The sequence below is a fragment of the Nocardia sp. NPDC058058 genome, assembly GCF_042885355.1.
Lineage (GTDB): Bacteria > Actinomycetota > Actinomycetes > Mycobacteriales > Mycobacteriaceae > Nocardia.
The window spans coordinates 275,548-299,927 of sequence record NZ_JBHVSA010000001.1 but is presented as its reverse complement, the minus strand read 5'-3'; the positions used below and the strand labels follow the sequence as shown (position 1 = coordinate 299,927).

Below are 24,380 nucleotides of genomic sequence, written 5' to 3'. Positions count from 1 at the left end.
GCTGATCGGTTGCCGGGGTTTGCCTCTAGACTCCCCCGAACGGGGAGGTCGGTTTGTTGAAGTTCGCACTCCTGGGTGAGGTCCGCGCCTGGCGCGCGGACACGCCCTTGGACTTGGGTCCGCCACAGCGGCGGGCCGTGCTGGTGGCACTGCTGCTGCGCGAGGGCAAGGCGGTGACGGCCGCCGAACTCGTCGAGGGCATCTGGGGCGAGGATCCGGTGCCGCGCGCGGTATCGGCGCTGCGCACGCACGTGGCCAAACTGCGCCGGGAGTTGGAGCCGGAGCGAATCACCCGCGGTCCGTCCGCGCTGCTGATCTCCATCGGCGACGGATACGCGCTGCGGATTCCGGACGGCCGCACCGATATCGGCGACGTGCGCGAACGGGTCGAGACCGCCGCCCAATTGCGCGATGACGATCCATCCGCCGCCCGGGAGATCCTGCTCGACGCGCTCGGCCGCTGGCAGGGCGCGGCGCTGGGCGCACTGCCCGGACCGTATGCCGAACGCCAGCGCGCCCGGCTCGAACAGTGGCGGCTGACGATTCTCGAGGATCGGCTGGCCCTGGACATCGACACCGGATACAGCGCCGAGGCGGTCGCCGAACTCGGCCCGCTGATCGTGGAACATCCACTGCGCGAACGCTTCCGGGCGCTGCTGATGACCGCGCTCTATCACAGCGGCAGACAGGCCGAGGCACTCCAGGAGTACGCCCGCGCCCGCAACGCGCTGGTCGAGGGCATCGGGGTGGAACCCGGACCCGAACTCAGCGCGGTGCACGCCCGCATTCTGCGCGCCGAGCTGCCGCCGGTGCGGCGACCGGGTCGCGACCGCACCCCGGCCCAGTTACCGCCGGATATCGCCGATTTCACCGGTCGCTCCCGGGTGGCCGAGGAGATCGCCGCACAACTCGGGGGCGATGCCGGCGCGGTGGTCATCTCCGCGGTCGGCGGTATGGGCGGGGTCGGGAAGACCACGCTCGCACTGCATGTCGCACATCGGGTACGCGATCGCTTCCCGGGCGGGCAGCTGTACGTGAACCTGCGCGGCGTGGACGAGGAACCCACCGCGCCCGGAGACGCGCTGGGCGGCTTCCTGCGCGCGCTCGGCGTCGCGGAGAGCGATATTCCGCCCGCCGTCGATGATCGGGCCGCGCAATTCCGGACCATGCTGTCCGACAGGCGAATTCTGCTGGTGCTCGATAATGCCCGGGACAGCGCCCAGGTGCGGCAGCTGCTGCCCGGCACCCCGGGCACCGCGGTGCTCATCACCAGCCGCTCCACGCTCACCGAACTCGCGGCCGTGCGCCGCACCCGCCTCGATGTGCTCGAACCCGCCGAGGCGATGACGCTGCTCACCCGCATTCTGGGCGCGGAACGCATTGCCGCCGAACCCGCCGCCGCGCACGCGGTGATCACGCTGTGCGCCTGTCTGCCGCTGGCGGTGCGCATTGTCGGCGCGCGGCTGGCGGTGCGCCCGCGCTGGAGTATCGCCTCGATGGCGGCGCGGCTCGCCGATGAGACCCAGCGCCTGGATGTGCTGCGCACCGGTGAACTCACCCTCGACGCCGCCTTCCGGCTCGGCTACGGACAGCTGAATCCGGAGCAGGCCAGGGCCTTTCGCACGCTCGCCCGCGCCGATGCCCCGGATCTGCCCACCGAGGCCGCGGCCGCCGTGCTGGGCGTCTCGATCGCACAGGGCGAATACCTGTGCGAGGCGCTGGTGGATCTGAGCCTGCTCGAGACCACCGTGCCCGGTCGCTATCACTTCCACGATCTCCTGCGCCTGTTCGCCCGCGGCCAGCCCGGCGAGGATGAGGCGCAGGTGCTGGCGCGGCTGCTGGACTACTACCTGGCCAGTGCCAAGAACCTGCTCAGCGCCATCGACTACAGCAACACCACCAGGCTGCTGGTCCCCACCACGGTGCCCGGTCACGCCTGTACCGGCGGTGCGGATGGCCAGCGCTGGAACGATATCGAGCGACCGGTGATCATCGCGCTGCATCGCCAGGCCGCCCGGCTGGGTGGTCCGGGGGTGGCGCTGGCCGCCGATCTGGCCTGGGTGATGGCCGAGGTCATGGACGGCGGCACCGGTGCGCGCGAAGTGGCCGATGCGCTGAAGGCGCTGCTGCACACCGCGACCCAGGCGGGTGACAGCGGCAGCGTGCGCCGCCTGCGCACCGCGCTCGGGGCCATCATGCAGGTCGGACTCGGCGAGGTACAGGCGAGTCTGGAGTTCCTGCAAGCGATTTCACCGCCGGTCGACGATGCGGGCCGCCGCTTGCAGGTGCTCGCCGAACTCCTGCTCGGCATCGCGGACCGGCGGCTGGGCAATACCAAGGACTCGCATCGGCACTACGCCAATGCGGTGGCGCTGACCCGCGCGCTGGGCGATCGCTCCATGGAGGCGTGGATTCTCGCGCTCGCCACCCGCACGCTGTGCGAGTCCGGGCAGTACGACGAGGCCGTCGCGGTCGCCGAACGCGCCATCGAAATGGCCCGGGAATGCTCCAATTTCGTCGCCCTGGGCTGGGCGCATCATGAATTGGCCGCCACCCGTTCGCTACTGGGCCAGCACGAGGACGCGGTGCGCCTGGGCGAGGAAGCGGTACGCATCGCACAGCGCAACGGCGTCCGGCTCTGGGAGGGCTGGGCGCGCACCCGGCTGGCGCAAACCCATCTGCGGGCGGGCCGCGCCTGTGCCGCCGAAGCGGAATCCGGTCACGCGCTCAATCTGCTGAGCATGGCCGCCGATCCCATCGATCGCGCCCGCGCGCTGGCGCTGCATTCGGCGGCCGTTGCCGAACGCGGCGATACCGTCACCGCCGCACGCGAACTCCGCGACGCCACCGAGGCGTTCCGGCGGGCCGGTCTGCCGCCACCCACGCTGACCACGCTCTTCTCCCCCGATCCCAGCCAATAGCGAACATTCATTCTCTTTTCATCGCGGCCTGGCACTGTCATTTCGCGGCCGCACCCGTGGGCGACAGATCACCGGTGTGGCCGCACAACATGGTCATGTTCGCGCGTGGGTACGAGGGGTTCACACGCGCGCTACATGCATGTCCGGGTCCGGGGACCATCGGCGTCGCCTAGTATTGCCCGCAGTTTCGCCAAGAGTTAGCTCTGCGCTTCACACAGCTTTGCTCTGCGCTTAGAACAGCACTGCACCTGTTGTCCGTGATCGGCGATGAAGGCGGGCCTGTTGGGCATTCTGCGAGAACACAAGATGCTGATTTCCAATGTCGCGCTGGTGGGCTGCCTGCTGGCCGGATCGAGCTACCTGCTGTTCGATATCGCCCGGGTGCGACCGGGCGGAAGTTACAGCGTCACAGTGCAATTGGATAAATCCGGCGGGGTCCAGGCGGGCAATGACGTCACCTGGCGCGGATACCGGGTGGGCACCGTGAAGTCGGTATCGATCATCGACGGCGGGGCACAGGTCGCGGCGGTCGCCGAGATCGAGGACAGGTATCGGATTCCGGCCGATACGGCCATCCACGTGGGCGCGCTGTCCGGGGCGGGTGAGCAGTACATCGACTTCCGGCCGAATACCGATCACGAACCGTTCCTGAAGGACGGCCAGGTGATCCATTTCGATCCGCTGCGGATCAGCACGCCGACGCCGATCTGGGAGACCCTGGCGAACTCCAATGATCTACTCTCGCAAATCGATCCGAACAAGATGAACACCATCCTGACCGAACTCGACACCGCGCTCAGCGGCGGGCCGGACCAGCTGCGGCATCTGATCGAGGGCGTCAGCCTGGCCACCACCGGACTCGACAATCTGCTGCCGCAGACCACGAGCCTGATCACCAATCTGCGATCCATCGCGAGCACCACGACGCACGCGCAGCCGGATCTGGGCACGCTGACCCGCAATTCGCGGCTGCTGTTCGATCAGGTCAATGCCGCCAATGCCGAACTGCGGCAGATCCTGGATCGCGCGCCCGAACAGCTGGCCGTGCTGGACGGCATCCTGGATCGCAATCAGGATCCGATCCAGAGCCTGGCGACCAATATGAGCGCGGTGGTGCGCGCCGCGCTGCTGCGGACTCCCGCGCTGCGCGCGTTGTTCCCGGCGCTGGTGATCGGCACCTCGGCGATGGGCGTGCCCGCGCACGACAACGAGTTCTACACCATTGTCGATATCTGGCCGCGACCGTGGTGCAACTACACGACGAAAATGACGCCGCAGTATGTGGTGCAGGACGACACGCTGTTCCGCTGGACCTACTGCGTCAATCCGCCACCGGAACAGCAGATTCGCGGGTCATCCAATGCCCCGCGACCGGACATTCCGAACAATGGTGCGTATATGCCCACCGGGGCCGACCCGAATGAGCGCACGCTGCCACCGGTTCGGTAAAGGTCCGGCATGGCGCGGGCGTGTCGGCGCGCGGCCCGCGAGTTTATCCCGCGAATCGCGGTACAGACCGCGCAGAATGATCACTTGCACGAGACGAATAGAGATGTCCCTTCGCCCTGGCAGGCGAGTACACCGGGCGGCGGGCGAGGCTAGAGAGGTCAGATGACTCGATGATGAGCAAGTGTTCCCTCGGCTCGGCAATGCGATCCCTCGTCTTCGCGGGCGTGGCCGCCGGTTTGGCGGCAGCACCCGCGCAGGCCGAACCGCTGTGGCCAGGCGGTCCGGATGTGCCGGGCGTTCCGGCGATCATTCCGACCCAGCCCGTCACCGCGCCCTGCTCCGCGCAGGCGCGGGCCTGCCTGCGGCTGGGAACCAATGAGGCGTGGCTGATGGACAATGGCACGGTGATTTACGGGCCCACGCCGATCTCGCACGGTATGCCCGGATTCGAAACGCCGCCCGGGAATTTCCATGTGGACTTCAAGCGGGCGTTCCATTGGAGCACCCTGCATCAGGCACCGATGGAGTACGCGATCTTCTTCAACGGCGATATCGCGTTTCATATCGGACCGGTGGACAAGAAATCGCACGGCTGCATTCGAATGACGCCCGATGGGGCGAAACAGTTCTTCAGCTATCTCAATCCCGGTGACGCGGTCGAGGTCGTTCCGTAAATCGAGCCGCCCCGCCGTCCGAACGGACGGCGACCGCCTCGGCGAAAAATGCCCGCCCCCTTCCGTATTCGCGGAAGGGGGCGTTTTCTTCACCGTGTCACGCCGGGCAGTTGTGATAGGCCGCCACGGCCCAGTCGCCGCCCTTGCGCACCAGCACCCAGGTCGCCAATTCCCAGCGTTGCGGTTCGGTCTGATCGGCGAGCTGAACTCCGCTGCGGCTGTTCACGATCGCGGTGTCCGGGGCCGGAAAGCGCACCGACAGCAGCTCATCGCGCACGGACGAATCGCGCAGCGGACCGGTGAACATGGCCGCGAAGCGGGCGCGGATCGCGTCCCGGCCGTCGGTGCGCCCACCCGTGACGATCGAGGTGGCGTCCGGGAGATAGTCGGTGACGAAGGCATCGGCGTCATTGGCGGCCCAGGCGCGATAGACGCCGTCGATGACCTCGAGAACTGCGGTCCGGTCGGTGGCCTGTACGGCGGTGTCGTTCATGGTGATCCTCCTGTTTTCGCCGCCCGGTCGGCGGCTCAGGAGTACCTACCGGCGGCGGACCGGGATGTCATCGGTGTGGCGTAGAAAAGGTGGGTGGCCGAAGAATTCAGCACCCGCACCGATCCCTACCGGCGGGAATTGCTGGCGCACTGCTATCGGATGCTCGGCTCGGTGCACGATGCCGAGGATCTGGTGCAGGAGACGCTGCTGCGCGCGTGGCGGGCGCGCGACAGCTATGACGAGAGTCGCGCCTCCCTGCGCACCTGGCTGTATCGGATCGCCACCAACGCGTGCCTGACGGCCCTCGAACAGCGCACGCGGCGGCCGCTTCCAGCCGGGCTGGGCGGGCCGCCGGGGGACGATCCGCGTGACGCGCTCGTGCACGGCGGCGAAATACCGTGGCTGCAACCGATTCCGGACGCGCGCATCGGCGATCCGGCCGAGGTGGCGGCGGCACGCGGCAGTCTGCGGCTGGCGCTGGTCGCGGCCATGCAGCAGCTACCCGCGCGGCAGCGGGCGACGCTGGTGCTGCGCGAGGCCCTGGATTGGCCCGTCGGCCAGATCGCGCAGGCATTGGACATGACTCCGGCAGCGGTCAACAGCGCGCTACAGCGCGCGCGAAAGACACTGTCCGAGAGTGGCATTCGTGAGGACGATATCGCCGAACCGGATGCCCAGCGCGCCGTGGTGGACCGCTATGTCGAGGCCTTCCGGAACGCGGACCTGACCGCCCTGGAAAAACTGCTCGCCGACGACGTGATCATGGAAATGCCGCCCATGCTCAATTGGTTCCGCGGGCGCGCGCACTACACCGAATTCCTGGCACAGGTATTCGAGTGGTACGGCACGGACTGGCGCATGCTGCCCCTGGCGGCGAACGGCCAGCCCGCGTTCGCCGCCTACACACGGGACGAGGCGGGCGACTACGCCCTGCACACCTTCCAACTCTTCACCCTCGCAGGCGATTCCATCACCCGCCTGACCGTCTACCGGGACCCGGAAATATTCGCGCTCTTCGAACTGCCCGCCGTTCTACCCGAGTAACCCGTGCTCATGCGCGAACGCGGCCGCCTCGGTGCGCGAAGCCACCCCCAGCTTCGTGAGAATCCGCGAAACATGCACCCCGGCCGTATTCGCGCTGATGAACAACTCCCCCGCCAGCCCCCGATTGCTCAACCCCTTCGCCACCAACCGCAACACCTCGAGCTCCCGCGAGGTGAGCCCGAAGGTCCCGAATCCACTGCCGCCCCGCGTCTTCGGTGCCTGCTGCTCGCCGACGCCGACGCCGTCGATCGCCACCCGCACCCGCGCGGCCAGCCGCCCGGCCGCCGCGATCAACGGCTCCGCCGACAGTCCCGCGGCCAATTCGGCAACGCGTCGCAGGGCCTCCCCCGCCGCCTCCCGATCCCCTTCGGCCGCAGCACATTCGGCGCCTGCCAACAGACCCTCAGCCTCCTCATAGGGCTGCTCCAGAGCCCGCCACGCCCGCACCGCGATATCCCAACCGGCCGCGGTTCCAGCCTGCCGCGCACGAACACCGGCACGATGTGCGATATCCACCGGCGACCTGCACGACAGCGAATCTCCCACTGCCAGTAGCTCTTCGGAATGCGCGGTGCGGCGCTGGGCGGCCAGCGCGAGCACCGGCCAGGCATCGTGCGGGTGTGCCGCGAGCGTGGCGGTCACCTCATCGATCGACCAGACCTCGGTCAACGCGCGGTCGACGCCGACCTCGTCGCCCAGCTGAATCGCGATCGAACCGTTCAGCAACCAGCACTGGAGCCGATAGGGAATCGCCCATCGTCCGTCACCGAGCAGCTCACCCGCTCGCCCGGCACACGATCGAGCCGCACTCGTATCTCCCTGCGCCAGCGCGATCTTCCCGTAGCTCAGCAGGAGAGCCGCCCGGCTGAGCGGCGGCAACCGCTCGAACTCGGCCTCATCCACCACCGCCCGCGCCTCGGTCCACCGCCCCAGCGCGGTCAGCGCCTGCACCCACTTCACCAGCAGAATCGGCGCCTTCTCCGCAAACCTGAAACTCTCCTGCGCCGCCCGCAACCCCACCCGCACAGCCGAAATCGCGGCCCGATACTCCCCCGCCGCCAGCAATACCGCCGACTCCCACGTAACCACCTCCAGCACCACCGGCGGATCCCCCGCCGATTCCGCTGCCGCCCTGGCAGTTTCGAAGTGCCGCAGCACAACCTCATGGCCGGAATCGGATGCGTTGCCACTGGCCGCTATCAGGCCGAGGTAGGCGTGGGAGCGGGCGACCAGGGCTGAGGCGCTGAGGGATTCGGCGAGGAACAGGGCGGTATCGGCGGCGGGAGCGGCGACCGCCGGGTTTCCCGCGAAGACGTTGGTGAGGGCGAATTGGGCGAGGGCTTCGGCGTGTTCGAGGGTGGTGGGGGTGGAGGGGAGCAGGGATAGGGCTCGGGTCAGGTCGTCGCCGGGGCCTGCGCCGGTGGAGCCGCGCAGGAGGGCCCGGCGCAGGTGCAGGTGGGCGGCTCGGTCCGGGTCGACGGTGGGATCGATGAGGTCCAAGGCTGCGGTGGCGGCGGTTATGCCGCGATCGGTCGCACCGGAGGCCACGGCGAACTCGGTGAGTTGTTCCAGCACCGTTGATTTCGTAACGCCGAGCAGATCATCGGGGTCCGGGACATCAGCCCAGATAGCGATCACCTGCTCCAGGTGTGCGAGGCGTTCCGGTGCAGAGACGGTCACCGATACTTCGGTGGCGGCTGACCAGTACGCGGTCAGGGCGACCGGGGTGTCTCCGGCCGCGGCGGCGTGCCGGGCCAGTTCGGCGAGGTGGCCGGAATGGGTTGGGCTGGTGCGCAGTACGTGCGCCAGGCCGGCGTGGAGTTGGATGCGCTCGATGGGGAGCAGGTCGTCGTAAATGGCCTGGCGGATGAGGATGTGGCGGAATTCGTAGCCGGTGGCGGTGGTGAGCAGGAGTTGGCGGGTCACCAGTTCGCGCAGGGCCTCGGGTAGGACGTCCGAGGGGAGGTCTGTGGCTTCGGCGAGCAGATCGTGCCGGATGGGTGTGCCGACGACGGCGGCGACACGGAGCAGGGCGCGGGCGGGCGGGGTGAGACCGCGCTGGAAGCCGAGCAGCAGATCGGTCAGGTCGGCGGGGATCTCGGCGGGGGCCTGGCCGAGCGCCTCGACGAATAGCGGGTTGCCACCGCTGCGTTCGAAAACCGTTGTGATCACAGCGGGTTCGGGTTCGCGCGCGAGCAGTGCGGCGAGTTGGCGGCCGACTTCGTGCCGGGTCAGCGGAGCGAGGTCGAGGGTACGCACGCCGGGATCGCGGCGTAGTTCGGCGATCAGTTCGCGCAGCGGGCCGGAATCGCCGGGACGGTGGCTGCCGATGAGCAGCACCGCACCGTCGGCCAGATTGGCGACCAGGAAGGTGAGCAGTTCGCGGGTGGCGGCATCGGCCCAGTGCAGATCCTCCAGAATCAGCACCGTCTGCCGGGTCATGGCCGAATGCTCTATGACGGAGAGGATTTCACCGAACAGCCGAATCCGATCCGGCTCGGGGGCGGCGCTGCCCGTCCGGACCGCCAGCCGCGGGAGCCAATTCGCCAGGGCGGGTTGGGGTGGCAGCAGCGCCGCCAGCTCCGCCACCCCGAGCTCGCGCAGCAGGGCGCGCATGACGGCCAGGAACGGTGCGAAAGCCACACCGTCGGAGCCGAATTCCGGGCATCGGCCCGACAGCACCAGGGTGTCGCGAGGCAGTCGCCGGGTGAATTCGCCGATGAGCCGGGATTTCCCGATTCCGGCCTCGCCCGCGATCAGTACGGCACGGGTTTCGCCGCCGATCGCGTCGAGCAGCGCCGACAGCTCGGTGCCGCGGCCGATGAGGGCACTGCTGACCGGAAAACTCGCCACCGCTTCGATCATGCCCGGTGCGGGGCGCGGTGCCCAGCGCGGGCGGTAAATAACGAATTCTCATGATGTGCGGCGGGGGTCGTTACCGGAAACATTTATGTCATGAGCAGCGAGAACACCACCATCCGCCCCTTCACCATCGATATCGCGCAGGCCGATCTGGACGATCTGCGGCAGCGCCTGACCCGCACCCGCTGGATCGACGACGCCCCGGGCACCGGCTGGGAGCGCGGTGTGCCGACCGCGTATCTGCGTGAACTGACCGCCTACTGGGCCGAGAAGTTCGATTGGCGCGCAGTCGAATCCCGCCTGAACGCCCATCCGCAGTTCACCACCGTCATCGACGGCCAGCAGGTGCACTTCCTGCATGTGCGCTCGGCGCGCCAGGACGCCACTCCCCTGCTGCTGGTGCACGGCTGGCCCGGCACCGCCGCCGACTTCCTGGACATGATCGGCCCGCTCACCGATCCGGTCGCGCACGGCGCACCCGATGCCCCGGCCTTCCACCTGGTGATCCCGACCCTGCCCGGACACGGCTTCTCCGGCCCGGTCACCGAAACCGGTTGGCACGACGGCAAAGTCGCCGCGGCATTGGCCGAACTCATGTCTCGGCTCGGCTATGACCGCTTCGGCGTGCAGGGCGGCGACCACGGCGCGTTCATCGCTCCGCGCCTGGCCCGTGAGCACGCCGACCATGTCGTGGGTGTGCACGTCAACGCGCTGGTCACCTTTCCGACCGGCGATCCGGCCGATATGGCCGCGCTCACCGACGCCGAGCGGCAGCGGCTGGCCGCCATGAAGGACTTCCAGGACAACGGTTCGGCCTATATGCAATTGGCCGGTTCCCGTCCGCACACCCTGGCCCAACTGCTGGCGGATTCCCCGGTGGCGCAGCTGGCCTGGATCGTGGAGAAGTACAAGGAGTGGACCGATGCCACCCATGAGCTGCCCGAGCAGGCCATCGACCTGGACACGATCCTGACCACGGTCACCATCTACTGGCTCACCGATACCGCGCGCAGCGTCGCCGACTACTACTACGAGCGGTTCCACGACTACACCATGTTCGCGCCCAAGCCGAAAGGCACCGTACCCACCGGCGTAGCGGTCTTCACCACCGCCGATTTCGCCATCCGCGCCTTCGCCGAAAAGGCGCACCATGTCACGCACTGGTCGGAGTTCTACTCCGGCGGTCACTTCCCCGCACTCGAGGTCCCCGACCTGCTGGTCGGCGATATCCGCGAATTCTTCGCCGCACCGCGGAACTGAGCCGAAAACGTAAGAGCCCCCGCACCCAATGGTGCGGGGGCTCTTACGTTCCCGAAAGCAGGGCCGCCGCACGCCTGCCGGGCGCGACTGGAGTCGACCGGTGCACCGCCACCCGCACGCACACCTCGCGCCATCCGATGGGCGCGGCGGGCCGGGAGCATCGCCAACGCCGCTACCGCCGGGCCAGGAAGCTCTCCAATGTTCGGCGGATCTTATCGGCGGCGGTCGGATCATCCAGGCGCAGTGCGGTATTGGCCGAGCGCAGGACCGCGTCGATTTGGAAGGCCGCGAGATCGGTGTCCAGGGGCGCGATTTCGCCCGCGTCGACGGCACGACCGAGTTCGTAGGAGAGCAGGCTCACCCATTCGCGTTGATTGCGCACCAGCGCATCGCGCACCGGGCCCGGGCGACTGTCGAATTCGCTGAGGTTCGCGGCTTGGAAGCAACCGCCCGCGAAGACCGGTGTCACCGCGTAGTCGATCCAGCGCTCGATCAGTTCCCGAAGCCGCGCCGCGCCGTGGGGTGCGCTGCGGGCGGGCTGGGTGATCTCGGCGATGAAGCGGTCCCGCGCATAGTCGACGGTGGCCAGTTGCAGCAGTTCCTTGGTGCGGAACAGGGTTTGGATGCCCGCCTTGCTGAGGCCGGAGTCGGTGGCGAGGCGGCCGAAGCTCAGGCTCTCCAGGTTTTCCAGCGAGGCGATATCGACGGCGCGGGCGAGCACCACCTGCCGGGTGCGAGCGCCGCGCAGCAGTCGTTTATCGGTGATCTCACCGGCGGCGGGCGAACTTTCCATACGGTCGATCGTACTCCTCGACCACTTCTACCGGCCCCGATGCCTACGTTTCATCATGATGCGCTTGCCTGTGCGAGGTGACCGCCATTACAGTTACGCACCAGTAGGAACGCCAGCGTTCCCTGAAAAGTGGAGTCGCACATGTCTAGACCCGCCCCCGCCGACGCGGTTTCGACCGTCGATGTCAGCACCATTACCGAAACCTGTCTGGAACTGCGGGCCGGTGCGCTGGATATCGCCGTGAGCGCCCGGCGGTTGCTCGAGGCCCTCGCGGTGGTCGACACCGCGCTCACCGGGCTCCCCGATCCCGCCCTGACGGCCACGGAAATCGCCCCGCAGGCGACCGTTCCGCCGCAACTCGAATCACTCGGCCTGGCCGCCGCGCTGCTGTCCGGGCAGCCCGCCGCCGCACAGGCGCACGTCCGCGGGGTGGAGCTGGAGGATGCGTATTACGTTGTCGCGCTCGGCATTCCCGCGCATCCGGGCGAGCAGCATCCGGCGGTGAACGGGCAGCTGGTGGCGCGCCGCCGGTTGCGTTGTCTGCAAGTCGAACTCGCGGCGCGCTGCGCGGACAAGGCGCTGTGGGTGCTGCGCACCGACGGCGGCACCGTACTCATTCCGGAATCGGTCGCGGCTGCAACCGAACTCGACGACCTGATCGCGGAACTTGCCGCGGTGGCACAGGTGGCGCTCACCGCCACCGTCATGCACACCGCGACCCCCGGCATTCCGGGCGCGGCCCATCAGGCCCACGAACTGCTCGATATCGTGCATCGATTGCAGTGCAAGCCCGGGCTCTACCGGTTCGACGATCTGGCCATGGAATATCAGCTCACCCGCCCCGGTCCGGGGCGGGAATACCTTGGTGCGCTGCTGGATCCGCTGGAGGTCTACCCCGAACTGCTCGAGACGCTGCGCCGTCATCTGGGCAATGACCTGAACCGGCGGCGCACCGCGCGCGGACTCGGGGTGCACGCCAACACCATCGACTACCGGCTCAAGCGGATCGGTCAGCTAACCGGCTTCGACCCGGCGCAGTCGGCGGGCCTGTGGTATCTGCGGTCCGCGCTGGTAGCGCGCACCTATCGGGCGGGAGCCGAGCATGCGCGCCAGTAGCGCGGCGAATTCGGCATGCCGGGGCCGGGCGCGCGCCGACAGCGCGACCGACCAGATCGTCTGTGTCCCCGGCACTCCCGTGGGCAGGTCGTCGAATCGATCGGCGAGCCAGTCGATCATGGCCGGGGCGCCCAGGAATTGCAGCGGCAGATGCATGCTGAGCCGATCGCGCACGTAGTGCACGTGCGCGCCCCGTCTGCGGTAGCGCTCCACCTGCGCGTCGATATCGGCGACCGCGATCACCTCGTCGTTGATGGCCTGCACGATCAGCATGGGCATGGCGGGAGCCTGTGCGCCGGGCCGGATCTCGTCCAGCACCGCCCGCAATTCGGGTTCGTTCAGCATGGCGGCCAGGCCCGCCCGGGCGTGCCGATCGGCATCGCGACCGGCGAACCGCGCCAGCAGCGGGAAGGTGGCGGTGTGCTCGGCCCGCGCCAGCAGCGCCAGGTATTCGTCCGAAAGATGTTCGCGCAGTGTCTGTTCCAGCTGCGGATAGGCGCGCCGCAATGCCGCGGTGAACACCATGGCGAACCCCGCGAAGGGTGAACCGTTCAGGCGCACGAAGGCATTGGCGGGATCACCCACCGGCGATCCGGCGACCGCCCCGACGATATCGAGTTCGGGAGCGTAGTCCGCGGCCAGTTCGGCCGCCCAGGTGGTGGCCAGGCCACCACCGGAGTATCCCCACAGGCCGACCGGAGTATCGGCGGACAGACCCAGCACCGGGAACCGCAGCGCGGCCCGAATCCCGTCCAGCGCACGGTAACCGGGTTCCCGCGCCGCACCGAAGTGTCCGCCCGGACCCTCGTGATCGGGCACCGACACCGCCCAGCCCCGGGCCAGCGCGCTCGCTATGAGGGGCAACTCCAGCTGTGGAATCGCACCCCAGGCCCGAGCGCCCTGCCGTAATGCGTAGGAGGGGAAGCACATCGGCGCGATGGCGTCGATGGCGCACTGGAAGGACAGCAGCGGGCGCGGCACCGCCGGATCCGCGCCCCAGGGCAGCAGCACCGTGGTGACGGCGGCCTCGGGGCGGCCGCGCAGATCGGTACTGCGATAGAGCAGTTGCCAGGCCGAGATCCGCTGTGGCACAACCCCGAACAGCGCGAGCTTGACCGCCCGCGTGCGCAGGATGGTGCCCGGTTCGATGCCGCCGAGGGCCGCGGTGCTGCGGTAGAACGGATCCCGGTCCGGTAGCAGCGGTTCAGAGGTGCCCATCGCCACCGATCACCCAGGGGTTGAAGGTGCATTCCAGGTCGTGTTTACCGGCCGGATCCAAGGCCCGCAGGACGATCGACGCGGCGCGCGGGGAGTAGTTGATCGTCAGATGATCGGACAGATCGGCGTCACAACCCTGTTGCAGGGTCACATTGTTCACGATGGCATCGGGTCCCGGTGTCAGGAAGGTCCACTCGTAGGGGTTGGACACTTCGTCGTGCTGGGTGCCGATGGCGGTGTACTCGACGCCGGGCACGGTGTCGCCATTGGCATTGAGGGTTTTGTAGAACGGTGAGCCCACGGCCTGCTGGGTATTGGACTGGCCGATGAGCGGCTCGTAGAAGCCCAGGATATTCACGCCCATATCGGTGATCCACCGGCCGAGCGAGGCTATCCCGTTCAGCGAGGTGCCGTGCGTGGTCGCGCCCAGGGTGACCACCTTGCCGATCTTGCCTTGTCCGCCTTCGAATTTCAGGTACTGGCTGGTGACGGGACCGCCCTGCGAATGCGCCACCACGTCGACCTGACCCGCGCCGGTCACGGCCAGCACCCGGTCCACGAAGGCCGCGAGTTGGCGGGCCGAATCCTCCATCGGCCCGACGCCGTAGCGGCCGGGCAGGATCGCGCCGATACCGCCGCCGTTCAGCACTCCCTCGCGGCCGTAGTTGAAGGAGAACACGCACATGCCAGCGCGGGCGATGCGCGGGGACAGGTACGCGAAGCTGTCGTACGCGTTCAGCCAGGTGCCGTGCAGCAGCACGACGGGATGCGGATGTGCCGCGGTCGGCTTGCAATTCCAGTCATCGGACCCCGGCGGCGCGGCATCGGGGTGCAGCAGCCCGTAACCGAAGGCGGCGAGGTAGGCGGAGGTTTCCGGGCCGACGCCGCTGGTGTCCGAGGCGACGCTGGTCAGGCCGGCCGCCGGATCGGCCTGCGCCGCCCCGCCCGCGAGCGCCATCCCGACGGCGGTCACCCCCGCGCACATCGCACTGCCCAGTATTCGCATTGTCGGCCTCATTGCACTCTCCTACGTTGAATTCCCTTGTGACCGTAGGGTTCTGGCGTGTCCGGTGTCACCGTCTCTGTGTCAGATGACAAAGCCGGGCAGGCGGCCGGGCCGTGGATTGTGGTGCGGGACAGCGATGTCAGTCCGCGACGCGCACCAGGGCGATGGCGGTGCGGGTGAACAGCGGCGACAGCGCGGGCAGGGCCGCCGCGCCGCGCTCGTGCAGGCAGTTGCGCACCCGGTCGTCGATGCCGCCGAGCAGCATATCGATCATTTCCGGATCCGGATCGCCGGTGAGTTCACCGTCGCGCACGCCGATGCGGGCCACCGCGATGATGTAGTCGGCGAAATGCCGGTGCACCTGTGCCCGCTGCGCCACCAACCCCGGTCCGGCCGCGAGGGTCTCGACATAGAGTGCGCGCGAGGCCGCGGGCTGGGTGGCCAGGAAGCCGAGGTACAGGTCGAAGGAGATGCGCACCCGATCGGCGAATGTCACCCCGACCATCCCGGTGACGGTCTCCTGTAGGTGTTCGAGCGCGGTGCGGACCGCGAGATCGTAGGCGGCGGCGAAACATTCGTCCTTACCGCCGAATACGGAGTAGAAGGTGCGCCGCGCCACCTGCGCGCGGCTGACGATATCGGCCACCGTGGTGGCGGCGTAGCCCAGCTCCCCCACCGCGTCCAGCACCGCCACGCAGAGGCGCTGATATTGCGAGTGCGCCACCTGCTCCCGGCTCAGCCCGTGTCGCCCACGCGGCAACGGCCCCGGCACCTCTGCACCCTCCACACTCACCCCGCAACAATATGGCCTCGCGCCGCGCGCTGCGGCGGGACTACCGGTCCGGCCAGTACCAGGGCGGTTCGTCGAGCAGGCCCAGACCCGCGACGGTGGTCGCGCCGTCCCGCTTCACCAGTTCGATGGTGTGCAGGTCCGGGGCGTGACCGGCCAATTCCGAGAGCAGTGCGCGGGCGTGCGTGACCACGATGACCTGGGTGTCCTCGGCGACCCGGGCGATGAGTTCGCCGAGCGGGCCGAGCAATTCGGGATGCAGGCTGGTCTCGGGCTCATTGAGCACCAGCAACTCCGGCGGGCGGGGTGAGAGCAGCGCGGCCACCAGCAGCAGATAGCGCAGCGTGCCATCGGAGAGTTCGGCCGAGCCGAGCGGACGCCACAGGCCCGGTTGGTGCAGCAGCAACTCGAATCGGCCGTCGCTGTTCACGATTTCCAGTTTGCTGCCCGGAAAGGCATGGTCCACGGCCTCATCCAGGCCCTGTGCGTCGCCGATCTCGCGAATGGTCTGCAAGGCCGCCGCGCCGTCGGAGCCATCGTGCGCGAGCACCATGGTGCGGGTGCCGATCTGTAGTCGGCGGGCGGGGGCCTCGATATCGGTGCGCAGGTGATCGTAGAAGCGCCAGCCGCGAATTCGCTCGCGCAGCACCAGCAGGTCCGGGGCGCGCTGCGGATCCGCGAGCTCGGAGAGCATGCTGTCGAAGGGTTTGAGGTGATGCGGCACCATTTCCCAGCCGCCGCCCTCATCGCGCAGGCGCACCACCGGGCCGCCGCGTTCGGCCAGCAGGGCCGAGGGGCGCAGTACCGGTCCGGCCCAGACCGCTTCGGCCTTGATCTCGGGATCCCGATTGAACATGGACTGGCCCGGCACGGGTACGCCCAGATCGGCGGCGTAACCGAAATCGTCCCCTGCGAAACCCAAACGCAGCGCCAGCGGTTCACCGCGCGCGGTTCTACCCGGACCCGCCCAGAGCGTCGAATCGAGGCCGCCCTCACGCGCCATTCCGGCCACCGCGCCATTGCGGGAGAACTCCGCGAGTAGACGCAGGACCCGGTACAGGCTCGATTTGCCACTGCCGTTCGCACCCGTGACCACCGTCAACTGCCCGAGTGGGACCACGACCCGGCGCAGTGAGCGGTAGTTCTCCACGGCCAGTGCGGTCAGCATGACCCCACCCTAGCCGTCGGCAATCGGGGAGCTACCTCGCTGCGAGGGCATCGGTCTCCCAGATCGCCGAATCGAAACTCGTTTGCCGGGTTCGGGACGGGCTCGTATCGTTCGCGGCCGGAGCGGTTCCGTGGAATCCGCGCAGAGCAAGCAGGAGTTCGAGTTTGGCAGTGCGTTTGGCCTGGGGCGTGATCGCGGACCGGGATCGTGGGGCATGGATGGTCGATACCGGGGAACGGGTCGAGGATCACGGTCAGGAGGCGCTCGCGGGCGCGGCGGTGGTGCTCGGGGATAAGAACAGCCCGGCCGCAGCGGTGCTCGCGGCCCGTGAGTCGCTCGCCGAGCTGATCGGGACCGGAGGAATCACGGTCGCCGGGGCCGGAATCGACCTCGGTGCGGGATTCGTCTCGGCGCGACTCGCGGGAACCGGCGGTGATCGCCGCGACGCCGTGCTGGCGGCGCTGCGGATCCTCGGCATGGACGATGCCCGCCGCATCGGCGAGCGAACCGCCACTCTGGTAGCACTTTTCGGCGTCACAGCCACCAAACCCGTTGGCGCGGAGGCGGAAAGAGCCATCGCCGAGGGACGCTGGGCCGCGCTCACGCTGGCCTCGGCAGCCGCGGATCTGCTCGGTCCCGAACAACTCGTGCAGGTACTCGGCTGGGAAATCCCCGAAGGCATCGATCCGATCCCCACCGGAGCGCCATCCGCGCTGGCGCTGAATCTGCGGCGAGTGCTCGAATCCTATTCGCGCCCCAGGCGTTTGGAACTGCTGGCCGACCTATGGGAACAGGTGTGCACACGACAGGCGTCCGCGCGAACACTGCGACTGCTGCTCGACAGCCAGGATCTGACTGTCGAAGACGGATTGCACAGGCGCTACCGCCAGCACCTCGAAGCCGAGTCGGTAGATCTCGTCACCGGCAGCCGGGAACGCGAGCTGTCACTCCTGGACGCACTGCACTACATCCCGGATTGGAATTGGTTCTGGAGGCAGCGCCTCGAGTGGATGATCCAGGACGCCATCGCCGCCACCGTACTGCTGCGTACGGCGGTGGCGGTGCAGGAACTCGGCGTGCACGACGGCATCACCCTGCTGCGTGACCAGATCGGCACCGCCGCAAGCCTGCCCACCAAATCCGAACTCATCCGAGCCAAGCGCAAACGCCCGGACATCAGCAAGCTGCCCGCTCGCCCCGCCTGCCATCTCCGCGAAATCGACGCCTGGCTCCGCCGCCACCAGCCCATGGACGCCGCTTTCGAACGCTTCGTCCGAGCTCGCACCGCACATGCACTCGCCTACGGACTCGTCATAGACCAGGCCTGCGCGGACCTCGTCGGCTCGCATATCGCGGTCGACATACTGCCCGAGGACTGGGATTCCGAATCCTTGCGCACCTGGCGAAATGCCTTCGGCAACACCGAGACCCGACTTCCCTCCGACTGGTGGCAGATCCCGCTGGTCCGCAACCGCGACGCCGACAGCCTCGCCGCCCGCCTCGCCAAATGGGCCGAATCGGTCGATGCCCGAACGACCACGCAGGTCTTGATCCCGGCACCAATCGACCCGACCCCGCCCGCCGAACCCGCCACCCGGAACGGAGTCACCACCCCCGCCGATCCGGACCCGGACGCCGAACCCGTCGCGCGGGATGAGCCTGGCGTCCAGGACGAATCGGATACACCTGGAATGTGGAGTGATGATCGGCCGCGCGAGGTGGGGGCGGATCTGCTGTGGTACGGCGATCTGGCGGATGCGATTCTGCGTATGCGGGGGCAAGCGCGGGCGGAGATCGGGTGGGGATATCTGGTGCCGTACTTCGAGACGGATCCGACTGTGCCGCAGCCTGATCCGCTGACGCCGCGGCCGGATTCGATTCCGCTGGCGGTGGCCGGGGCGGCGCAGTTGGTGTCGCTCGGTGCGATCGCGCCCGCGCGCTGCCGGGAGTGGACCCGCCTGTGTGCCGGTTTGATGACCAGCGGGTCGGTGGCGGCGGCGTTGAGCAATGAATTCGAGGTGGCGGAAACTGTTCTCGTGCATGACGGGAGCACGTTGCCGGAGACGACCGCGCGGATTCAGATCGCGCGCAATGCCGCCCGGCTCGCGGAATGGTCGGACTATATGGGCAATTGCATTGCCGGGCCGTGGTATCAGGATCAGGCGGTGCGCGGGCTCAGCATTCTGGTGGCGCTGCGCGATGAGCAGGACACCATTCAGGTCAATGCCGAGCTGCGAGCCAATCGCAGCGGCTGGCTGGTGAGCGAGATCTACGGCCGCTTCAACAGCGAGGCGGATCCCGCACTCGGAAGGGCCTTGCGACGTTGGGTTCTCGGCCTGCGACGGACCGAGCCCGAACCGGCCGAGGTGACGCCGGACGCGCCGGTACGGCCGCGACGGGCGAAGCCGAATCCGTTCCTCGAACTCGCGCCTGTACTCCGGGAGGCGGTCCGGGCGGTCTTCGACGCCGCCCCCGAAACCCTGCGTGCCCTGACAGCCGTCGCCGGATCACCCGAGGCGGACCCGAAAGCCCTTACGGCCATGCGGCGTTCACCCGCGGCCCGCCTGAATCAGCTGTGCGCCGAGGCGCTGGACGCCGATCGCGTATCCCTGCCCGACCTGTGGTCGGCCGTCAATAACCGCCCACTCGCCACCGCCCTCGCGAACCTGGACCCCGTACTGGCCGCGAAATATCCACGCCTGCAAACCTTGACCGCGGACGCTCAACTCCCGTCGAAACGGTTGCGCGAGTTGGTGAAAGCCCCGGAACTGGCGCAGGCCCGCTCGATGGATCTGATCGCCCTGCGCCTGCGGAAAGCACTCGTGGAGATGGCCATGGCCGATGCGCCGACGTTCGCGGCCGCGCTCGCCCGCCGCCCCTCCTGGGACCTCATCTGCACCTTCGCGATCGCGATCACATCCAGCCCGGACCACTCCTATCCGGTAACCGCCATCTCCGATCCGAAATCCACCAAGGTAACCGGCTTCCCGGCCACCTCCCTCACCGATCCGGACGGCCCCTGGCAGCCTCGACTGTCCGCCGCCGTCGAATTCGGCGGCGGCATCGAGCAGTTCTGGGAGCGGGCCGCCGAATCCGGTGTGCTGATATCTCTCTCGTGGCTCAAGGGCGGTACCTGGCAAGCCTTGTGGGCGCGAGCCTGGGCACCCGCCACGCGCTGAGACTCAGCGGGATTCGAGTTCCTTCAGCACCGCTTCGGTGCTGGCGACGAGGCCGATCCGGGGGAAGATCTTGGTGGTGGAATGCGTGTGCGAGTCCAGATCCCGATCGGCCACCGCATCCTCCACCACGACCACGTTGTAGCCGTGCTCATGTGCGGCACGCGCCGTGGATTCCACGCCGATGCTGGTGGAGATGCCGGTCAGGACGATCTCGGTAATACCCCGGCGGCGCAGTTGCAGATCGAGTTCGGTGCCGTAGAACGCACCCCACTGCCTCTTGGTGATGGGGATATCGGTGGGAGCCACTTCGAGCTCGCCGACAATCTCATCCCAGCCTTCGGGGAAGGTCAGGCGTTTGGGCATGGCGTCGGTGATGCGCCCGGGGGCGGCGTCCACGCCGTCCGCCGAGAAGGATACGCGTACAAGGACTACCGGAAGATTGTGCGCACGGAAGGCGGCCGCCAGGGTGGCGGAATTGCGCACCACCTCATCGCTGGTGTGCGGGAGGGTGGGCATGCCGACCACGCCGCGTTGCAGGTCGATGACGACCAGGGCGGTCTGCGGGTCGAGCAGGGGTGCGGACATGCGGGAATCCTTTTCCTGGAGTGTGGATTTCAGGGCTCGACGAGCCGAGCCAGCAGTGGAATGGCGGCGATCAGCGAATCCTGTTCCGCCGGGGTGAGTTTGGTGGCCAGCGCGGTGACGAGCCAGCCTTCCTTGGCAGCGTGCGCACGGCTCAGCAGCAGTCGGCTCGCCTCGGTCAGCGACATGATGACCTGCCGCTGATCGGTGGGATGCGGCGCGCGGGCCACCATGCCGTGTTCCTCGAGGGCGGCGAGGGTGGTGCGCATGGATTGCGGGCGAACCTTCTCCGCACGGGCCAGATCGGCGACCGACATGGGCCCGTCGGTGTGCAGGCGGCTGATCACCACCGCCTGGGACGGGGTGATCTCCAGATCGGCGCGCGCGGTGGTGCGGAGTTGACGCAGCAGGCGGCTGCTGACCACCCGCAGTTCGGCGGCGGCCTGTTCCAGTTCCTTCGCCGTCTTGCGCCCGGATTCGCTCACCGGGCCAGCATGCGACAAGTAAGTAAAACTTGCAAGTTTGCCTGTCATGTTCGGACTTGAACGCCACGTCCGATTCCCGCCGGTGACTGCCTCCCACCTGCGGCAGAGTGGTTTCTGGAATATCACGACAACGAAAGGGAATGATCAATGACGGTGGGTACCGGACTGGCGACTGAGCGCGCCGAACGGGTAGCCGAGCAGCACTGGCCCGAGCTCGCCGCCGAATTGGACGAGCACGGGCACGCGCTCACGGGCCCGCTGCTGACTCCGGCGGAATGCCGGGCACTCATCGCCCTGTACGACGACGAGCGACGGTTTCGCTCCACCATCGATATGGCCCGGCATCGCTTCGGCTCCGGCCAGTACCGGTACTTCACCCATGAGCTGCCCGAGCCGGTGCGCGAGTTGCGCGCGGCGCTGTACCCGAAACTGCTTCCGATAGCCCGGGATTGGGCGGTCCGGCTGCGCCGCCCGGGCACCTGGCCGGCGAACCTCGAGGACTGGATCGCGCAGTGCCATGCCGCGGGTCAGACGAAATCGTCACAGATCCTGCTGCGCTACGGCCCCGGCGATTGGAACGCGCTGCATCGGGACCTGTTCGGCGACATGATCTTTCCACTCCAGGTCGTCATCGGTCTGGACACCCCGGGCGATGACTACACCGGCGGTGAATTCCTGATGGTCGAGCAGCGCCCGCGCGCCCAGTCCCGGGGCGCGGCAGTGGCCCTCCCGCAGGGTCACGGCCTCGTCTTCACCACTCGTGACCGCCCGATCCGCAGCGTGCGCGGCTGGTCCGCGGCCCCCATGCGGCACGGCGTGAGCACGGTCCGCTCGGGCCGCAGGCATACCCTCGGCCTCGTCTTCCACGATGCGTGAACCGCGCGCGGGAGCCGGCTGACCCGCGCTGGGAACAGCCCGTTCGGCACGGGTGCAATACACTCCGTTAATCCCTATTTCATGCTCCGGTCGATATTCCCGGGTGTGCGCGAAATACGCCGTTCGGCAATTGAATCCGACTGGTCGGATCACAATCGACACAACCCGGTGGCTCCCGTACCATCGCCCTACCGGGAGCAGAGCCGGTGAAACGGGGGCATGGGTGTGAGGAGTCGGTTACCGGCTGCCGTCCGCAATGGTGCGGAGTGGGTGCGGCGTTTCGCGCGAACAGCGCCGGGCGTACTGAGCGCGGTGGTCATCGGACTCGTGGCGCTGAGTCTGATTTCCGGCATCGTGTGCGCTAATCAGCTCAGCGAGAAGCGAACTCGGCGCGATACCGTGCTCACGCACTCCGAACCGCTCGCCAATGCGGCGCAACGACTCTATGTCGCGCTCTCGGCCGCCGACGCCACGGCATCCTCGGCGTTCCTGTCCGGTAATACCGAAACACCCGAGGTGCGAACGCGATACCGGCAGTCGCTCGCCGACGCGGCGGCCGCGCTGGCCGAGGCCACCACCGGCGCCTCCGATAAGCAGACCCGGGAAATCGTGGCGAGCATTTCCGCCGAACTGCCCACCTATACCGGACTGGTCGAGTCGGCGCGCGCCAATAACCGGCAGAATCTGCCGGTCGGCTCGGCGTATCTGAAGCAGGCCTCATCGTTGATGCGCGATTCGGTACTGCCCAATGCCGAACGGCTCGAACACAATCGGCTCGCGGCCCTGCGCGCGGATCAGCGCGCCATCTCCACCCTGCCGCTGCTGAGCGTGATCCTGCTGCTGGTATTGCTGGCCGCTCTCGCGGTGGCGTCGGTGGTGCTGTTGCGGGTCACCAATCGCCGCGTCAATCTCGGTCTCGCCACGGCGGCGGGTGCGACGGTAGTGGTGCTGCTGTGGATCGCGGTCGCCTCGATCGCCGCCACCGGCGTCATCGACACCGGATCGGGCGGTGCCACCGACCGCTTCGAAACCCTTGCGCGGGTGCGGTTTCTGGCGCAGCAGGCACGCACCGAGGAGACCCTGCAATTGGTCACCCGCGGCGATGTCGAGGACAGCGAGGGTCGATTCGGCTCACTGGTCAACGAATTGCGTGATCGGCTGGCGACCGTCGCGACACCGGAGGCCAAGGCAACCGTCGCGTTCTCGGGCTGGCTCGATGGGCATACGGTTCAGGTCAACGCGTACAAGGGCAATGACTACAACGGCGCGGTGCGCCAATCCATCGACCTCGCGCCGACCGGTTCGGCGGCGCGCTTCACGACCCTGGACAACGCGCTGCGCGATGAGCTCGACGCCACCCGCCAGGACGTCCGCGATGGCGTCGATGGCGCGGGCGACGCGTTCATTCTGAGTCAGTACGGCACGCTGCTGCTGTTGCTGGCGGCGGCGGTGGTCACGGCGGGCGGCGTGTGGCCGCGATTGAAGGAGTTCCTGTGAGCGCGCGCCTGCGAATGCTGTTGCTGGCCACCGTGGCCGTGCTCGCCGCCGCGTGCGGGCAGACCCCGGATTCGGATCCGATGAGTTTGTCCGCGCGGGACGCGCTGCCGTCCGGGGCGAAGCCGGTCACCAGCGTGCCGGATCTGATCGGCAAGGGCTGCGGTGATCCGGTGGCGAGCCTGCGGCCGGGTGCGCAGCCGAGTCCGGGGAATATGCCCGCGGGCAGTGCGATGGCGGAGATCGTCAAGAATGGCAAGCTGCGAGTCGGGGTGGATCAGAACTCGTTCATGTTCGGCTACCGTAATCCCGGCTCCGGCAAGATCGAGGGTTTCGACATCGATATCGCCCGGGAGATCGCCCGCGATATCTTCGGTGATCCGGATCGGATCGAACTGCGGCCCATCGTTTCCGCACAGCGTATTTCGGCGTTGCGGAACAGCCAGGTCGACATTGTGGTGCAGACCCTCTCACCGACCTGCGTTCGCCGCCAGGACATCGAATTCTCGACCAGTTATTTCGAATCGTCACAGCGGCTGCTGGTCGCGAAGAACTCCGGAATCCACTCCACCGCCGATCTGGCGGGCAAAAGAGTATGCGGGGTCAACGGCACGATTACGCTCGCACCCGTCCTCGCGCTGCCGCAGAAGCCTACCGTTATCACCATGAACAATTGGCTGGACTGCCTCACCGCGCTACAGCAGGCGCAGGTCGATGCCGCCAGCACCGATATCCCTATTCTCTACGGTCTGCAACAGCAGGATCCGAATCTCGAGGTGGTCGGCGAATCGATGGCGACGGACACCTACGCCGTCGGGATCGGCAGAGACAATAAGGATCTGGTGCGCTTCGTGAACGGCGTACTGGAACGGGTGCGCGGTGACGGCAGTTGGCAGCGGTTCTACAACGATCGGCTGACAGTTCTGGGACCGACGCCCGCACCGCCCGCACCCCGGTATATCGGGTGAGC

19 protein-coding genes are annotated in these 24,380 nt (G+C 67.9%); 10 read left to right on the top strand and 9 right to left on the bottom strand.

Annotated features, from left to right (window positions below):
* Positions 1-56 precede the first annotated feature (56 nt).
* From ACFVUS_RS01305 to ACFVUS_RS01295, 3 genes are all read left to right on the top strand, one after another.
* A complete protein-coding gene (locus tag ACFVUS_RS01305) occupies positions 57-2,921 on the top strand; it encodes a BTAD domain-containing putative transcriptional regulator (RefSeq protein WP_387761131.1) in 2,865 nt (954 codons plus the stop codon).
* A gap of 282 nt (positions 2,922-3,203) precedes the next feature.
* A complete protein-coding gene (locus tag ACFVUS_RS01300; RefSeq protein ID WP_387761130.1) occupies positions 3,204-4,370 on the top strand; it encodes an MlaD family protein in 1,167 nt (388 codons plus the stop codon).
* A gap of 173 nt (positions 4,371-4,543) precedes the next feature.
* A complete protein-coding gene (locus ACFVUS_RS01295) occupies positions 4,544-5,044 on the top strand; it encodes a L,D-transpeptidase (RefSeq protein ID WP_387761129.1) in 501 nt (166 codons plus the stop codon).
* A gap of 97 nt (positions 5,045-5,141) precedes the next feature.
* Here ACFVUS_RS01295 and ACFVUS_RS01290 read toward each other — a convergent pair whose 3' ends face one another.
* Complete coding sequence (locus tag ACFVUS_RS01290) at positions 5,142-5,537, bottom strand: SgcJ/EcaC family oxidoreductase (RefSeq protein ID WP_387761128.1); 396 nt, start codon at positions 5,535-5,537, stop codon at positions 5,142-5,144.
* Between the two features lie 93 nt (positions 5,538-5,630).
* Between ACFVUS_RS01290 and ACFVUS_RS01285 the strand changes: the two genes are divergently transcribed.
* Complete coding sequence (locus ACFVUS_RS01285) at positions 5,631-6,581, top strand: sigma-70 family RNA polymerase sigma factor (RefSeq protein ID WP_387761127.1); 951 nt, start codon at positions 5,631-5,633, stop codon at positions 6,579-6,581.
* Here the strand turns inward: ACFVUS_RS01285 and ACFVUS_RS01280 are convergent.
* Positions 6,570-9,434, bottom strand: a complete 2,865-nt coding sequence (locus tag ACFVUS_RS01280; RefSeq protein WP_387761126.1) for an AAA family ATPase — start codon at positions 9,432-9,434, stop codon at positions 6,570-6,572. The genes ACFVUS_RS01285 and ACFVUS_RS01280 overlap by 12 nt on opposite strands.
* Positions 9,435-9,536: 102 nt before the next feature.
* Between ACFVUS_RS01280 and ACFVUS_RS01275 the strand changes: the two genes are divergently transcribed.
* Positions 9,537-10,703: an epoxide hydrolase family protein gene (locus tag ACFVUS_RS01275; protein WP_387761125.1), complete on the top strand. Its 1,167-nt coding sequence runs from the start codon at positions 9,537-9,539 to the stop codon at positions 10,701-10,703.
* A gap of 172 nt (positions 10,704-10,875) precedes the next feature.
* Here ACFVUS_RS01275 and ACFVUS_RS01270 read toward each other — a convergent pair whose 3' ends face one another.
* Positions 10,876-11,496, bottom strand: a complete 621-nt coding sequence (locus ACFVUS_RS01270) for a TetR/AcrR family transcriptional regulator (protein WP_387761124.1) — start codon at positions 11,494-11,496, stop codon at positions 10,876-10,878.
* Between the two features lie 141 nt (positions 11,497-11,637).
* On the opposite strand from ACFVUS_RS01270, the gene ACFVUS_RS01265 reads away from it, so the two are divergent.
* A complete protein-coding gene (locus tag ACFVUS_RS01265) occupies positions 11,638-12,612 on the top strand; it encodes a PucR family transcriptional regulator (RefSeq protein WP_387761123.1) in 975 nt (324 codons plus the stop codon).
* Here the strand turns inward: ACFVUS_RS01265 and ACFVUS_RS01260 are convergent.
* From ACFVUS_RS01260 to ACFVUS_RS01245, 4 genes are all read right to left on the bottom strand, one after another.
* The gene (locus tag ACFVUS_RS01260) at positions 12,511-13,830 is read right to left on the bottom strand and encodes a lipase family protein (protein WP_387761122.1); all 1,320 of its coding nucleotides are present in this window, start codon (positions 13,828-13,830) and stop codon (positions 12,511-12,513) included. The genes ACFVUS_RS01265 and ACFVUS_RS01260 overlap by 102 nt on opposite strands.
* Entirely contained in the window at positions 13,817-14,848 is a 1,032-nt protein-coding gene (locus ACFVUS_RS01255; protein WP_387761121.1) for an alpha/beta fold hydrolase, read from the bottom strand. Before ACFVUS_RS01255 ends, ACFVUS_RS01260 begins: the two co-directional genes overlap by 14 nt.
* Before the next feature lie 127 nt (positions 14,849-14,975).
* Positions 14,976-15,629 (bottom strand): TetR/AcrR family transcriptional regulator, encoded by a 654-nt coding sequence (locus ACFVUS_RS01250; RefSeq protein WP_387761120.1) that lies wholly within the window; start codon positions 15,627-15,629, stop codon positions 14,976-14,978.
* A 40-nt stretch (positions 15,630-15,669) separates the two neighbouring features.
* Positions 15,670-16,794, bottom strand: a complete 1,125-nt coding sequence (locus tag ACFVUS_RS01245; protein ID WP_387761119.1) for an AAA family ATPase — start codon at positions 16,792-16,794, stop codon at positions 15,670-15,672.
* A gap of 164 nt (positions 16,795-16,958) precedes the next feature.
* On the opposite strand from ACFVUS_RS01245, the gene ACFVUS_RS01240 reads away from it, so the two are divergent.
* Positions 16,959-19,973, top strand: a complete 3,015-nt coding sequence (locus ACFVUS_RS01240; protein WP_387761118.1) for a hypothetical protein — start codon at positions 16,959-16,961, stop codon at positions 19,971-19,973.
* 3 nt (positions 19,974-19,976) lie between these two features.
* On the opposite strand, the gene ACFVUS_RS01235 is transcribed toward ACFVUS_RS01240, so the two are convergent.
* Both ACFVUS_RS01235 and ACFVUS_RS01230 read right to left on the bottom strand, forming a co-directional pair.
* On the bottom strand, positions 19,977-20,558 hold the full coding sequence (locus tag ACFVUS_RS01235; protein WP_387761117.1) for a hydrolase: 582 nt from the start codon (positions 20,556-20,558) through the stop codon (positions 19,977-19,979).
* A gap of 29 nt (positions 20,559-20,587) precedes the next feature.
* Complete coding sequence (locus tag ACFVUS_RS01230) at positions 20,588-21,040, bottom strand: MarR family transcriptional regulator (protein WP_387761116.1); 453 nt, start codon at positions 21,038-21,040, stop codon at positions 20,588-20,590.
* A gap of 147 nt (positions 21,041-21,187) precedes the next feature.
* Between ACFVUS_RS01230 and ACFVUS_RS01225 the strand changes: the two genes are divergently transcribed.
* The 3 genes from ACFVUS_RS01225 to ACFVUS_RS01215 all read left to right on the top strand — a co-directional run bounded on the left by ACFVUS_RS01225 (position 21,188) and on the right by ACFVUS_RS01215 (position 24,378).
* Entirely contained in the window at positions 21,188-21,916 is a 729-nt protein-coding gene (locus ACFVUS_RS01225; RefSeq protein WP_387761115.1) for a 2OG-Fe(II) oxygenase, read from the top strand.
* A gap of 219 nt (positions 21,917-22,135) precedes the next feature.
* Positions 22,136-23,413, top strand: coding sequence for a hypothetical protein (locus ACFVUS_RS01220; protein WP_387761114.1), 1,278 nt, complete (start codon positions 22,136-22,138; stop codon positions 23,411-23,413).
* A complete protein-coding gene (locus tag ACFVUS_RS01215; RefSeq protein ID WP_387761113.1) occupies positions 23,410-24,378 on the top strand; it encodes a glutamate ABC transporter substrate-binding protein in 969 nt (322 codons plus the stop codon). Before ACFVUS_RS01220 ends, ACFVUS_RS01215 begins: the two co-directional genes overlap by 4 nt.
* The last annotated feature ends 2 nt before the right edge of the window (positions 24,379-24,380 follow it).

Bases quoted from the DNA above. Each gene is read 5' to 3' on its own strand.
- ACFVUS_RS01255 (WP_387761121.1), bottom strand. From the start codon at position 14,848: ATGAGGCCGACAATGCGAATACTGGGCAGTGCGATGTGCGCGGGGGTG.
- ACFVUS_RS01220 (WP_387761114.1), top strand. From the start codon at position 22,136: ATGGGTGTGAGGAGTCGGTTACCGGCTGCCGTCCGCAATGGTGCGGAG.
- ACFVUS_RS01295 (WP_387761129.1), top strand. From the start codon at position 4,544: ATGAGCAAGTGTTCCCTCGGCTCGGCAATGCGATCCCTCGTCTTCGCG.
- ACFVUS_RS01245 (WP_387761119.1), bottom strand. From the start codon at position 16,794: ATGCTGACCGCACTGGCCGTGGAGAACTACCGCTCACTGCGCCGGGTC.
- ACFVUS_RS01275 (WP_387761125.1), top strand. From the start codon at position 9,537: ATGAGCAGCGAGAACACCACCATCCGCCCCTTCACCATCGATATCGCG.
- ACFVUS_RS01235 (WP_387761117.1), bottom strand. From the start codon at position 20,558: ATGTCCGCACCCCTGCTCGACCCGCAGACCGCCCTGGTCGTCATCGAC.
- ACFVUS_RS01225 (WP_387761115.1), top strand. From the start codon at position 21,188: ATGACGGTGGGTACCGGACTGGCGACTGAGCGCGCCGAACGGGTAGCC.
- ACFVUS_RS01265 (WP_387761123.1), top strand. From the start codon at position 11,638: ATGTCTAGACCCGCCCCCGCCGACGCGGTTTCGACCGTCGATGTCAGC.
- ACFVUS_RS01270 (WP_387761124.1), bottom strand. From the start codon at position 11,496: ATGGAAAGTTCGCCCGCCGCCGGTGAGATCACCGATAAACGACTGCTG.
- ACFVUS_RS01290 (WP_387761128.1), bottom strand. From the start codon at position 5,537: ATGAACGACACCGCCGTACAGGCCACCGACCGGACCGCAGTTCTCGAG.
- ACFVUS_RS01260 (WP_387761122.1), bottom strand. From the start codon at position 13,830: ATGGGCACCTCTGAACCGCTGCTACCGGACCGGGATCCGTTCTACCGC.